Below are 14,101 nucleotides of genomic sequence, written 5' to 3'. Positions count from 1 at the left end.
AGCGTACCTTATAAAATTATAAGGTACGCTTTATTTTTAGTCTACTCTTCTAAATTTAAATCTAGTTCTTTCATCAGCATTTACTGCCCTTGCTACTAGTCTAGCATCATTTTCTCTAACTCTAACAAAGTATCCATTAGGTGCCCTTAATACATATTCTCTATCACCTGTTCTATATATTGTAAACTCTGTAGCTCCTCTTCTATCAGTATCTGCAATTAAAAAATCTCTATTATCTACTCTTACGAAACTTCCTCCTGCTTCTCTTATTCTTGCTTTATTACCATCTATTATAAGTCTAAATGTATCACCGCTATTAGCATTTTGAGCTGTTGCATATAAAAAAACATCTCTACCAATTACTACAAATTTATCGTCAAATACTGACTTTATCTTTACTCTTGACCTTTCATTACCACTATCAGGCTGTGGCTTTGACTTTAGTTGTTGTTGTTGCTGTGGTTGTGGTTGCGGTGGCATGCTTGGTAAACCAACTTGTCCTGGGGATCCTCCTTGAAATTGTTGATTTGTTCCTTGATTTTGGGATCCCCCTGGAAATTGTTGATTTACGCCTTGATTTTGAGATCCTCCTGGAAATTGTTGATTTGTTCCTTGATTTTGAGATCCCCCTTGAAATTGCTGATTTGTTCCTTGATTTTGAGCCCCTCCTGGAAACTGTTGATTTGTTCCTTGATTTTGAGATCCTCCTGGAAATTGTTGATTTGTTCCTTGATTTTGGGACCCACCTGGAAATTGTTGATTTGTTCCTTGATTTTGAGATCCTCCTGGAAATTGTTGATTTGTTCCTTGATTTTGAGACCCACCTGGAAATTGTTGATTTGTTCCTTGCCCTTGTAAAGATTTATTATTCATATTATTTTTATTCATATTGTCATTATTTAATTGCATGTAAAATCCCCCTAGTTGATTTTTTTATTTTGTATATGTATATGACAATATATAATTAAAAGTTACTCTATTATGTATATCAAATAGATACTATTATTTTTTATAATATTATAAAAAGGTGTAGAATAATCTACACCTATAATATACTTATTTGAATATCTTCTATTCTTCTTTTATTAATTCTTATTAATTTAAGAATTAACTTCCCTAAATTAATCTGTATGTCTTCGTTCTCATTTGGAATCTTTCCTAGCTGATTTATAATATAACCATTTAAGGTGTCATAATCTCCTTCTTCAATGTTAACATTAAATATTTCGTTAAAGTCACTTACACTTAATACTCCTTTAACCATAAAGTTGTTGTCATCTATCTTCTTGATTTTATCATGGTGTAAATCACTTTTGTCATAAGTTATACCCTTGATCTCACAGATTAAATCTTCCATACTTACTATGCCTGAAAATGCTCCATATTCATCTATTAATATAAATAAATTATCATTTTGTGAATCTATTGAATTGAATAATTCACTTACATTTTTAGTTTCTGGTATGAAACATGGTTTATGAAGAATCTTTCTTATGTCTATATTTTTAAATCCTTCTTTTCTAGCCTCAATCATTAAATCTTTTACATGTAAGACTCCTATTATATTGTCTACATATTCTTCGTATACAGGTATTTTCGAATAATTTATTATAGATATATCATCTAATATAGTATCTATATTTTCATTTACATCTATTAAAAATGCATCTTTACTTGATACCATAATTTCTCTAGCTACTTTATCGTTTAATTCAAACTTACTATCTACAGCTAGATTATCTAATTCATTATTTTCTTTTTTACCTGTTATAATGTGAATAATATTATTTATAAAGTCCTTCACATTTTTAAAAATTGATTGTAAGATGGTCCTTTCGGGTTCAGGTTCTAACATACTCATATCTCCTTTAAATATAAATTTTTAAATGATTTTATCACAGTTAATTATATAAGTCAATTTACCTATAGTATATACTATGACTTATGTCTGTATAAGTTGTTAGACAAATATTTACTACGTCTATACTTATATCTTATAATTTTATTTTATATTAAAATTAAATATTTTAAAACCAATTTTTATAAAATTTACTTTGAACTTTTATTCATATATTTTACTTAATAAATTCACTTTAGGATTGTTTCATCCTACAAAAATAATTCATTATACATTTTTTACTTTTATACCCTAATTTACTTAGAATAAACATTTTCCTTTACAACTTTTTTAATAAATACACTTTTATTTATCTTAATTTACATACCATATTAAATAGTATAAAATTATATTAGGGGAAAATTTTAACACATTAAACTTTTTAGGGGGTATCCATGTTCATAAAAACTACTAATCCTGCCTTTAAAAATTTTGGGGAACTAGTTTGTGAAAATTTAGATAGAGATTTTTCAAAAGATATAAATATAAAAAATAAAAGTATTAAGAAATTAAAATTAACATCTGATAACTCTACCTTTTTAAAAGTAAATAAAGGTGTTGTTATGATACTAGTTTCATTAGATGGAAAAGATATAAAATCTTTTATAATAAATAGGATAATTAACTTAAAAAAAGGAATATATTTCAATTTAATATCAATTTCAGATGAAAGTGAAATAAGCATAATATCTAAAGATGAATTTAAGTCTATAAATCTAAAAGAAGAATATACTTATACTAAAATTTCATCTTCCCTTAATATTGATCAAATTTATACTAAGTTTTATCAAGAAAAGGGGACTAACTATTCTTTTGCTGGTGAATCTCACCCTTATTGGGAGCTTACATATGTTGATAAAGGAAACCTATCTACTAATGTAGATGGTAAAGAATATAATTTAAAACAAGGCGATCTCATATTTTATGCTCCATTTCAATTTCATACTCAAGCTACTTCAGATAATATTAGCTCTTACTTAACTATTAACTTTAAAATGGACTCTAATGACTATGAAGTACTTTGTAATAAAGTATTTACTTTAGAAAGAGAATCCTACAATATTATAAGTAAACTTATAGAAGAACTTTCAAACGACGATATATACTCCAATGATTTATCTATTTGTTACTTAAAACAGCTTATTATACATACTGCCAGGCTAAAAAATACCTACTTTCAATCTAAACCAACGACTCACATGCGACAAACTTATGAAAACAGCTTATTAAATGAAATACTTTCATTTATAGATGAACATATATACGAAAAATTATCTATAAATACATTATGTAGTCATTTTTGTATAAGTCCATCTATGATACACTCATTATTTAAAAAGAATATGGATAATACTGTAAAAAATTATATAAATGAATTAAAATTATCAAAAAGTAAAGAACTTATTAAAAACACTTCTTATACTATTAGTGAAATATCTGAGATGCTTGGGTTTTCTTCTATTCACTATTTTTCTAAAAAATTTAAGACATCATTTGGTATTTCTCCAACTGAATACTCAAAGTCAATATATGATTAACCTCATTTTTATTAATTCTAAACAATTTTATACTTAACATAAATTCTATATATATGAAAAAGCTGGCTTATATGCCAGCTTTTAATTTATCTATTGATTACATTTTGATCTTTTAAAATAATTTAATCCTACTCTAACTAATACTCCTATTATTCCTATAAATAAAAATAGATATCCTATAGGTATTAAGAAAAATGGCTCTACTAAAGTACCATCTGGTGCTACTTCACTTCCTATAAAATTAAAACTTACAAAACATCCTATACTTATAATAAATGGTATTAAATTTAAAATATATTTTTTCATATTTCCTCCATACACGATACATAATTATTGTTTTTCGATAAATAGATTATATAATACATAAAGATATATTCCAATACTTTTTTATTGTTTTTCGATATTTTTTTATTACATATTTGCAATTATATTATCTAAAATATTTATATAACCTTATTAAAAATTCACAAAAGTTTAATAAAAATAAATAATACCAATGACTATTAATAATCATTGGTATTATTAAAAAATATTAATTTAAGGAATATCTATTTCTATTTTTTCATCTTCAAAATATTTAGTATTATTTTCCGAATAGATTACAGGAATTATGGTAATCTTCTTTTCGCTACCTTTACGTTCAAAATTATGGTATATACCATTTCCATTTGAATTACCAATTCCCCCACCAAATAATCTATTTCCACTTTCATCTTTTACAGAGACATCTGCATTATGTATTAAGGATGTTACATTGGACTGATCTCCTTCTAATTGTGTTTTAATATTCACTGAAGTAGGAGAAATTCTTACTTGATCAATTTTAAATTTAACTCCTTTACCTATATCTATAACTTTGTTAATATCGACAATTTTTAAATCACTAGATATATTAGAACTATTTATAGTTGTATTAAACTCCCAATTGCCAAAACTTTTACTTAATAACCTTCCTTTTTCAGTCTTTGATTCCCCTATATCAAAATCTTTAAATTTAATTTTTAAATTATAATCTTTATTTTTTTCTAGATTATCAAGTATCTCAAAGTCAGTATCCACAAGTCCATCTCCGTCAGTGTCAATACTAGTTAAATTAACAGTATATAAAAACTCTTTTTTATTTTCAGCTCTTAAATCTCTTTGCATGATTCCCCCACCTTGACCAGGGAAAGACATATTTCCTATAGTTACTATTGGTATATCTGGTATAAAATCTTTTTTATTAATGCCATACTCTTTAAAATCAAAATTAGTATAATCCATACTTAAACTTATAATTAATTGTCTATCATCAAGCATTACATCTCCTAGATTAAGAACTAATCCATTATCTTCTATTGATTGATTCCCTTCAAATTTGTACTTCTCAAATTCACCATAATCTCTATCTAGGAAAGATTCAATATGATTTACTAATCTATCAATATATGCCCATGTAGTTTCATTAGTTAGAGCCACAGAGCCTAGTATAAGTGTTGCTGATATACTTGCTGCTATTAATTTTTTATTTACTTGTTTTCTTGACTTTAACTTAGATTTCATTATATTTTTCATTTTTTCGTTATCAGCTTTTACTTCATCATATCTATCAAATTGAATTTTTTCATTATTTAATACTTTATATTTATCTATCATATTATTTTCCTCCGTCATTTAATAAAGCTTTTCTTATTTTTGCCTTACCCCTAGATAATTTACTATGTATACTTGAAATAGCTAACTTTTTATCATTTGCTATATCTACTACACTTTCATCATCTAGATAATATCGTCTAAATATTTCTTTGTCTTCTTCTGATAAGAAGTTTAATGTCTCATTTAATTCCTCTTGAATTTCTACCTTTAGTAAATTTTTGTCTATATAATATGTTTGTTCATCTAAACTAGATGTCTCTATCTTATTTAGATATTTTCTTTTGTAGTCAATTGCTTTATATTTAGCTATTGCACATATCCAGTTTTTAAAAGAATTTTTATCTTTTTCAAAGCCGTCTATATTATCCCAAATGGCTAGTAAAGTATCACTAACACATTCTTCTTCATAATTAATAAGTGTACCTAAATGATATCTAACTACCGAGGTAATAAGAGTATTGTACTGGTCTATTAAAATTTCCATTCCTTTTTGATTTTTCTTTTTTATATATTTAATCATTAATTTGTCTTGCAAGTTACTTCCTCCTAACTATAAAAGCTTTTACACTAATTAATTCGTAAATTAAATTAAAAAACTTGCATGTTTAAATATTTTTTTATTTTATTGTTTATTTATTATATAATCAAAATATTGACACCAACTAAATTACTCTAGCAAAATCAATACATTTAGCAGTGCCATAAACTATTAATTTATAAAATTTATCACAAAGAACTTTATACCAAATGATTTATAGATACGCAAGTGTAAGTAAAAAACACAAGGATGTATTATTGATTTTTATACAGATAAGTCACTTAGAAAAGAAGTTTAAAATATTTTAAATAAAAAGTTGATATTTTTGGAAGGCATTTATTTGAAGGTTATAATTAATAATATATAACTAAAAATGTACATAAATTAACACCAACTAATATCAGGATAAATTCTATGATATTACTTGGTATTACTTATCTTTAATAAAGTTTTATAGTTTTTGAAAAATATTTTAGAATAGATATTTACTATAAATATTTTATAATTTTAGCAGGATTTCCACCTACTACTACATTATCCAAAACATCTTTTACAACTACAGCTCCAGCTGCAACCACTACATTATCACCAATTGTTACCCCAGGTGCTATAACTGAATTTCCACCAAGCCAAACATTATTTCCAATAGTAACTGGCTTACCATATTCTAAGCCAGATATTCTTAATTCTGCATCTAATGGATGAGTTGCAGTATATATGCATACTCTTGGAGCCATCATACAATTGTCTCCTATTGTTACTTTACAAACGTCTAATATAATGCAATCATAATTTGCAAAGAAATTTTCTCCTACATAAATATTGTATCCATAGTCACAACGGAAAGTAGGTTTTACACAAAAATTTTCACCTGTTTTTCCAAATAGAGATTTTAATATTTCACTTTTATTTATATCTGAAGAATTGTTAAATTCTCTAAGAATGCTTTGAGCTTTCTCATGTTCTTTTTCTAATTCACTATCTAAGGCACAATAGAGTTCTCCTGATAACATTTTTTCTTTTTCTGTTTTTTGATGTATTATTTTCTCCTTCATTGCAAATATCTCCCTAACTAATTTTGATTATAAATTTATCTGTTTTTCCATTCTTATATCACTATACCAATTTCCATTGTAATACACAAAGTTTTCAGATTTTCCTATTGCTCTATATCCATTTTTCTTATAAAAATTTATAGCTTTAGTATTGTATTCAAACACTCCTAACTCTATTTTATTTTTACCTAACTTCATTACCTTATCTTCTAATAGCTTCATTACTTTTAGTCCTATACCCCTACATTTATTATCTCCTACACATATACTAATCCAAGCAGTATCATCACATTCATTAAATAACATTTTAAAATTTGTATCAATAGTTACAAATCCAACCTTTCTATCATTTTTAACTATCATGTATGTATGCTTGTATTCATTTATTCTAGTTCCTTCTATTAATTCCTCTAATGTTATATCTTCTATTTCTCCTTCTTTAAAATTTGGTCTAAGTAAATACTTTATACTGTTGTCATTATTCCATTTTTGTATTAATTTAAAATCATCTATATCTTTATGCGTTATCTTTTTTAATTCTACACCCATTAATTTTTCCCCCTTTATACAAATAAAGTATATAGATTAATCTATATACTTTTACTTCTATTCTTTATAAACATAATACAAACAATCATTTTCAAAATTAGTTAATGACTCATATTTGTTTTCTTTTAACTTACTTATTAATTCATCACTTGGATTATGTATATATATTTCAGCTTCACTATAGTTTTCTTTTAATAAATAATAATTTACACAGTCATTAATACCTTCAAAAGTATTATCTATACATATTATAGAAGGATTTCCTTTTACTTTAACTATACATCTATGACCATTTACTATTACTAAAGAATTACTTTTAACTAACTCCTCATATATTTCTTTACATAAATTAAAATAAGTAAATCCATAAGTTATTCTATTTTTATTTTTCTTAAAATAATCTAAGTTTTTAAATTCTTCATATGATATATCCCATTTTTCAATATTAATATCATTTATATTTTTATTATAATTATCATTTTCTTTAAATACTACCAGACAACTATCTTCTAAATAAAAATTCTTTGCCTTCATCATATTTATGCTAGCTACAGTATCTTTATGAGTGCACATTGCTATATTAGTTATCTTATTGTTTCTTAAATCTTCTCTTGCTAAATTAAACAGCATATCGCAAATTGCATGTGCATATTGTCTCCCTCTATAATCAACATGTACTCTAAGCCCTTCAAGCCACCCTTGTCCATCTATTAGAATACTATATTTTCCTACTGCTACCACCTTATCATCTACAACTAGCCCTAAAAAACACCCATCTTTTTCATCTACCCATTTGTGAAATACACTAGGTAAATAATCATTTCCTCCCCAAATATTTCTTGATATATCCACTATATCGTCATAGTCTTCATGTGTAAGTATTTTATAATTCATTTTTTCACCCTTTTTACTTCTTTGTTTTAATAAAATTGATTTATTTTAATTATACATCTTATTTACTTATTATTAATACATAAATATATTTTATCCTAGGAGGAACGTTTCGTTCCTCCTTCTTTAATCATGAAAATGTGTCCACGATTTTATAAATACTTATATATTATTTTAACTACTTCACAAGGCTTTATATATTCTTAAAATTAAATAAACAATAAAAAAGAGCAGTAATTTTAATCTTACTACTCCTAATATAATAATTTTATTTAAATAGATAAATATTACTCCTCAATATTTTTATATAAAGTATATCCACTCATCAATATCCCTAATCCACCTATAAAAGAAAAAATAAATCCACCTGTTCTAAAATTATCTATATTAGATTTAACAATCATTTCATATTGAGATGTTTCCATTCCTCCACCACTAGCTTGAATTGCATCATATCCCATTTTTAGCCCTATAGATGTCGATAAAAATATTAATATCATACCGATAATAAACGAAATTACCATACACTTTAATGAACCAATTAAAAATTTATTTTTCATACTTCCCCCTTAGTTTAATATTGACTGCTAATTTAATTATAACACACAACATTTTTAACGCATATTCATTCAAACAGAGGTTTTGTATTTATATTATTTTATAATTAAAAAAGCTATAAAATTTAGTATCTTCCCTAATTTTATAGCTTTTTAACTTATTTTAATTTTTAGTTTACATAACCTAATTATATTAGATTTTACTATACTCTAATACTTCTATTTCTTTAAATAACTTTTCAACTTCATTTACATCTATAAATCCAGTTTTAATATTCATAGCATTAGACATTCCACAAGCATTAGATAACCTTAGACAGTCCTTTAATGAATAATCATTTAATAATCCATATGCAAATCCTGCTATTGATGAATCTCCACTACCAACTGTATTTTCTATTTTTATACTTGGTATTTTTACTTCATATATACTATCCTTATTTACAAGAATCATCCCATCTTTGCCCATAGATATACATATATTTTCTATATTATATCTTAATAATTTATAAGCTTCTTTTATAGCATCTTCTTTATTATTTATATTACACTTACATAAAGCCTCTAGTTCATCTATATTAGGTTTTATCATATATATATGACTATTTATTGCACTTTCAAGGTATTTACCGCTAGTATCTAATATAAATTTTATATTTTTAATCCTACATATTTCTCCTAACAATCCATAGTAATCAATTGGCAATCCTTTAGGTAAACTTCCACTAGCTACTAGTATCTTAGTTTCTTCTAATATATTTTCTAGATGTCTTTCAAACTTTATCATGTCGTTTTCTTCTACTGTAGGACCACTTTCAAGTATTTCTGTACTTACTTTATTTTTATCTATTATATTTAAACAAACTCTAGTTTCACCATCTATTTTTATAAATTCATCTCTAAGACCAATCTTTTTTATTTCATCCTTTATATAAAGGCCATTGTATCCACCTACAAAGCCCATACATATGGGATTATGCCCTAATTGATTTAGTACTCTAGCTACATTTATACCTTTTCCACCTGCACTTTTTTTAACATCACCTGACCTTTGAACCTTTCCTATTTCAAAAGTTTCTAATTTGTAAAGTGTATCTATTGATGGATTAAATGTTATAACTGTTATCATAATCTTTATCCTCACTTTTACACATTTTAATTTTATTTACTACCACATCATACATTACTTTCTTTGTAGTCATTCTTTTTTGTTCTCTTAGTCGCATTTGCTGTATTAAATCCACTACGTTCATTTAATATATTAATTTATATACCTAATAAATTACTCTTTACTTTTTCCATAATTATTTCTTCCTTTTATGATTACACTAATATTATATAAATTTACTTTATTTATGTATTTGTAATTTCATTTGATTAATTTGTTATTTTCTTTTTCATATTTAATATATTTTTCATATTGTTGTTCTAAAATTTTTAAGTTTTATAAATTATTTTACTTGTCATAATTTCAAATTGATTTTTATAAGTATTTGTCCTACACTTAACTTGAATACAGTTAGCAATACAATCTAAATTTTTAGGGGGAAAAGGGAATGAAAAAATTAGTTGTTACAGACAGATCTCTATGTCAAAATTGCTTAGCTTGTGAAATGACTTGCTCAAATGCATTTTATAAGCATTATGGATTAAACACTCCATGTATAAAAATAGGATTAAAGAAAGATGATTCTTTAGATGTTAAGGCATGTAATCAATGTGGTCTATGTGCTAAAAAATGTCCTCAAGGAGCAATAACTCAAAATCCTAAAGGTGTTTATATGATTAATAAGAAAAAATGTAATGGTTGCCTTACTTGTGTTGATGCCTGTCCTAAAGGCATAATAGCAAAAGTAGATGATAAGCCTGTGCCATCTAAATGTATAGTTTGTGGACTTTGTGTTGATGCTTGTCCTATGGGAATTCTTGAGATTAAAGAAGGTTAATTTTATAATAAAATACATCAATAACCCCTGTTTAATATAAAAACAGGGGTTATTGATGTATTTTATATTTAATAAATATTCTTTTTTAATATATAATAGTTATTAATAACAGATATACAATTTTATCTACCTAAAGGGGGATTTTATGAATCATTTAACAATTTTAATAAAGCCTAGTTCTAGTGCTTGTAATTTAGATTGTAAATATTGTTTTTATAAAGATATATCAAAAAATAGGGATGTTTATACTAATGATTTTATGGATATTTCTACACTAGAAAATATAGTAAAAAATGCTTTAAGTAAAAATGTAGATTATATAAACTTTATATTTCAAGGTGGAGAGCCTACTTTAGTAGGCATTGATTTTTATAAAAAGCTTATAACATTACAAAATAAATATAACAATAATAATATTAATATTGTAAATTCTATTCAAACTAATGGTATAAATATAGATGATGAATTTGCGATTTTCTTTAAAGAAAACGATTTTTTAGTTGAAATATCACTAGATGGTTTAAAAGAAACTCACGATTTATATAGGACATATAAAAATGGCTCTTCCACTTTTGATGAGGTTATATCAGCTATTAATATATTAAAAAAATATAAGGTTAATTTTAATATACTATCTGTTGTAACTAAAGAAAGCGCTAAAAATATAGATGAGATTTATGAGTATTTTAAATCTAATGATTTTCCATATATACAATTTATACCCTATATAAAAAACTTCGAGATAGATAATCAAAATAAATATATAGAAAATGAGTTTAAAAATTACTTAGACACTACTAGTTTTTATATATTTTTAGATAAATTATTTAATCTTTGGTATAAAGATATTAAAAACGGTAAGTTTGTAGAAATAAGAAACTTTATGGATTATATAACTGTTCTTAAAGGATATAATCCAACTAGCTGTGGTATGAATGGATTTTGCAGTCTTAATATAGTTATTGAATCCAATGGTGATGTTTATCCTTGTGACTTATACTGCTTTGATTATTGGAAATTAGGTAACATTAATAAAGATTCTTTAGACGAACTTATGGCTTCTTCTAAGGCATTAGAATTTTTAAATCGTTCTTTATACATACATAATACTTGTAAAAAATGTAAGTACTTTAAGCTTTGCGGTGGTGGATGTAGACGTAACCTAGAGCCTTTTGTTGATAATATACCTTCTTTTAATTATCAATGTAAAGCCATCAAACAATTTTTAGATAAAAACTTAAATAAATTAGTATCTATATCTAATATGTTTGATTGAATATAGTTTTATTTAAAAATTTTAAAATTTAAATATATAAAAATGTATCCTATGTAAGTAGATAATTTAAAAACTACTCTATAGGGTACATTTTTTTAATTTACTTATACATTAATTTTTACATATTTAATTAGGCTAATATATTTTATAGATTATTTTAATCTTCATCTTCTATTTTTATCTTTTTGCTAAGATAGTGCCAAGAGTTCCAAACAGATACTAACTTCCATCCATCACTTCCATATTTATTTAATATTTCAGCTGTCTTTTTAGCATTTTCATTTATTACTACACATTTATATTCATATGTTTTTTTGCTCATAAAAAACCCCCTTAAATATACTCTTATAATTGATATATTTAAGAGGGTTATAATATATGCTATTTTTACAAATTTTTAAGTTAATTTTGTTTGCTTAAATTGTCTATGTTATTTTATTTTTGTTATCATCACTTTGTATATAATATAAGCTATAAAAATATCCTTTAAGGTCGATTAATTCTTTAAAGCTTCCTTTTTCTATAACCCTTCCTTCTTTCATAACTATTATCTCATCATAATTTATTAATATATTTTTTATAAGCTTGTGAGTTACAACTATCATCGTTAAATCATTAAGACTTAACAGTGATGTTTCTAAGTTATAAGCAGTTTCATTATCTAATGCAGATGTAGACTCATCTAGTATAAGTATCTGTGTATTATTTATAAGGGCTCTGGCTATAGCAATTCTTTGTTTTTCTCCACCTGATAACTTATTTCCATTTTCTCCAACATGTGACTCTATTCCATTTTCAAGTTTATTTATAAGAGGTAATATCCCTGACCTTTTACAACTTTCTAACACTTGTTCATCGCTATAATTTGCAAATAATTTTATATTTTCCTTTATAGAATCATCAAACATAAATACATTTTGTTGTATCATTGATATATTTTTATATAAATCTAAACTGTATATTTCTTTTAAATCTTTATTATCAAAATTTATACTTCCTTCATAGTCTGTATAATACCTCATAAGTAATTTTATTAAAGTACTTTTACCGCATCCACTTTCTCCAACTATTGCATACTTTTTATTTTTCTCAAAAGTTAAATTTATATTATCTAAAGCTTTTCTATCACTAGTATATGAGTAATTAAGGTTTTTAACTTCTATAGAATTTTCAAACTCATTAAGCTTAACTTCTTCTATACTTTCATTGGATGTTTCAAGTATTTCTTCTATTTTATCTGCTATAAGAGATACTGATTTTATTTGATTTATGAGAGATATACTTGTTTTAACTAGAGATACTATATGAGTACTTAATTGTATTATTATTATGGCAGTACCTACTGATATACTTTTTTTATACATTAAATACCCACCTAAAATTAATACTCCTAGGTATATAGTTACACTAAAAGATAGAGAAAATCCTTTTATTATTGCTTCAAGTATTGCATATCTTCTTTTACTACTTTCTACTTTAATCGAACTCTCTTTAAATATTTTATTTATCTTATTACTTATATTAAAGCCTTTTATAACTTCAAATCCTGTAAATAAATCTTTCGTTAATGAAGTTATTTCTTCTAGATTTTTTGAGTATTCATTCTTTTCTATAACTAACTTCTTAGATAAAGCATTTGGTATTATAAATCCAAGTGCTCCAAATACTGCTATAAATACAACTGTAGATGGACTTATAAAAAATAATACTCCTAATGATATTGTAAAAGATATTAATGATGATATTATTAAAAATATATTATTTAAAAAATTATCTTCTATCATTTTTACATCATTGTATAATACTGATATGTACTTACCACTGTTATCTAGTGAAAAGTCTTTTATATCTTTATTTATTACTTTAGAAAATATATCACATCTTAAGTAATTTACTGTATTTTTTATATATTTAGACATTACAAGACCATCTAAATACTCTGTTATAAACATTATAATTATTAATCCAATTGTTGCCACTATTATTGGTATAAATTTATTTACATCCCCACTTGCAAATATGTCTACTATAAATCCCATCATAAAATCAAAACATATACTAGCTAATGCTACTAAAGATATCGTAGCTATTCTTGTAAAAAACTGCCCTTTGTATTTTAAAGCATATTTCAAAAGCATTTTCATAACTATTTCTCCTAATATTAACAATCAATTTTTAACTTATCTAAACTATTTAAATTTAAACTTCAATATAAAAAC

At 24.8% G+C, this 14,101-nt stretch carries 16 protein-coding genes; 3 read left to right on the top strand and 13 right to left on the bottom strand.

The features are described from left to right. Positions 1-36: 36 nt before the first annotated feature. On the bottom strand, positions 37-909 hold the full coding sequence (locus I1959_RS02225; protein ID WP_195236957.1) for a hypothetical protein: 873 nt from the start codon (positions 907-909) through the stop codon (positions 37-39). A 136-nt stretch (positions 910-1,045) separates the two neighbouring features. Then, positions 1,046-1,855, bottom strand: a complete 810-nt coding sequence (locus I1959_RS02220) for a transporter associated domain-containing protein (RefSeq protein ID WP_166505108.1) — start codon at positions 1,853-1,855, stop codon at positions 1,046-1,048. A 437-nt stretch (positions 1,856-2,292) separates the two neighbouring features. Here I1959_RS02220 and I1959_RS02215 point away from each other — a divergent pair, with 437 nt between their 5' ends. Further along, a complete protein-coding gene (locus I1959_RS02215; protein WP_092926564.1) occupies positions 2,293-3,435 on the top strand; it encodes an AraC family transcriptional regulator in 1,143 nt (380 codons plus the stop codon). A 90-nt stretch (positions 3,436-3,525) separates the two neighbouring features. Here I1959_RS02215 and I1959_RS02210 read toward each other — a convergent pair whose 3' ends face one another. The 9 genes from I1959_RS02210 to I1959_RS02170 form a co-directional block, all read right to left on the bottom strand. After that, positions 3,526-3,741, bottom strand: coding sequence for a DUF3955 domain-containing protein (locus tag I1959_RS02210; protein ID WP_092926566.1), 216 nt, complete (start codon positions 3,739-3,741; stop codon positions 3,526-3,528). A gap of 231 nt (positions 3,742-3,972) precedes the next feature. Next, complete coding sequence (locus I1959_RS02205) at positions 3,973-5,070, bottom strand: DUF4179 domain-containing protein (protein WP_195236956.1); 1,098 nt, start codon at positions 5,068-5,070, stop codon at positions 3,973-3,975. A 1-nt stretch (position 5,071) separates the two neighbouring features. Further along, complete coding sequence (locus I1959_RS02200; RefSeq protein ID WP_195236955.1) at positions 5,072-5,605, bottom strand: sigma-70 family RNA polymerase sigma factor; 534 nt, start codon at positions 5,603-5,605, stop codon at positions 5,072-5,074. Between the two features lie 491 nt (positions 5,606-6,096). Beyond that, a complete protein-coding gene (locus I1959_RS02195) occupies positions 6,097-6,663 on the bottom strand; it encodes a maltose acetyltransferase domain-containing protein (protein ID WP_195236954.1) in 567 nt (188 codons plus the stop codon). A gap of 27 nt (positions 6,664-6,690) precedes the next feature. Further along, the gene (locus tag I1959_RS02190) at positions 6,691-7,212 is read right to left on the bottom strand and encodes a GNAT family N-acetyltransferase (RefSeq protein ID WP_195236953.1); all 522 of its coding nucleotides are present in this window, start codon (positions 7,210-7,212) and stop codon (positions 6,691-6,693) included. Positions 7,213-7,269: 57 nt separating this feature from the next. Then, complete coding sequence (locus tag I1959_RS02185; RefSeq protein ID WP_195236952.1) at positions 7,270-8,106, bottom strand: GNAT family N-acetyltransferase; 837 nt, start codon at positions 8,104-8,106, stop codon at positions 7,270-7,272. A 284-nt stretch (positions 8,107-8,390) separates the two neighbouring features. Then, positions 8,391-8,663: a hypothetical protein gene (locus I1959_RS02180; protein ID WP_195236951.1), complete on the bottom strand. Its 273-nt coding sequence runs from the start codon at positions 8,661-8,663 to the stop codon at positions 8,391-8,393. Positions 8,664-8,853: 190 nt separating this feature from the next. After that, positions 8,854-9,789, bottom strand: a complete 936-nt coding sequence (gene pfkB, locus I1959_RS02175; RefSeq protein WP_195236950.1) for a 1-phosphofructokinase — start codon at positions 9,787-9,789, stop codon at positions 8,854-8,856. Further along, positions 9,767-9,913, bottom strand: coding sequence for a hypothetical protein (locus I1959_RS02170; RefSeq protein ID WP_195236949.1), 147 nt, complete (start codon positions 9,911-9,913; stop codon positions 9,767-9,769). The genes pfkB and I1959_RS02170 overlap by 23 nt, the downstream gene beginning before the upstream one ends. A 303-nt stretch (positions 9,914-10,216) precedes the next feature. On the opposite strand from I1959_RS02170, the gene I1959_RS02165 reads away from it, so the two are divergent. Further along, positions 10,217-10,606, top strand: a complete 390-nt coding sequence (locus I1959_RS02165) for a 4Fe-4S binding protein (RefSeq protein ID WP_195236948.1) — start codon at positions 10,217-10,219, stop codon at positions 10,604-10,606. Positions 10,607-10,751: 145 nt separating this feature from the next. Then, on the top strand, positions 10,752-11,882 hold the full coding sequence (locus I1959_RS02160; RefSeq protein WP_195236947.1) for an anaerobic sulfatase maturase: 1,131 nt from the start codon (positions 10,752-10,754) through the stop codon (positions 11,880-11,882). A 157-nt stretch (positions 11,883-12,039) separates the two neighbouring features. On the opposite strand, the gene I1959_RS02155 is transcribed toward I1959_RS02160, so the two are convergent. Together I1959_RS02155 and I1959_RS02150 are read right to left on the bottom strand one after the other, a co-directional pair. Continuing rightward, the gene (locus I1959_RS02155; protein WP_141664391.1) at positions 12,040-12,204 is read right to left on the bottom strand and encodes a DUF4177 domain-containing protein; all 165 of its coding nucleotides are present in this window, start codon (positions 12,202-12,204) and stop codon (positions 12,040-12,042) included. Positions 12,205-12,307: 103 nt separating this feature from the next. Then, positions 12,308-14,026, bottom strand: a complete 1,719-nt coding sequence (locus tag I1959_RS02150) for an ABC transporter ATP-binding protein (protein ID WP_195236946.1) — start codon at positions 14,024-14,026, stop codon at positions 12,308-12,310. Positions 14,027-14,101 lie beyond the last annotated feature (75 nt).

It is taken from the genome of Romboutsia sp. 1001285H_161024_C4 (assembly GCF_015550185.1).
Taxonomy (GTDB): Bacteria; Bacillota; Clostridia; order Peptostreptococcales; family Peptostreptococcaceae; genus Romboutsia_C; species Romboutsia_C hominis.
The sequence above is the reverse complement of the archived record's forward strand: the minus strand, read 5'-3'. Positions and strand labels throughout refer to the sequence as shown.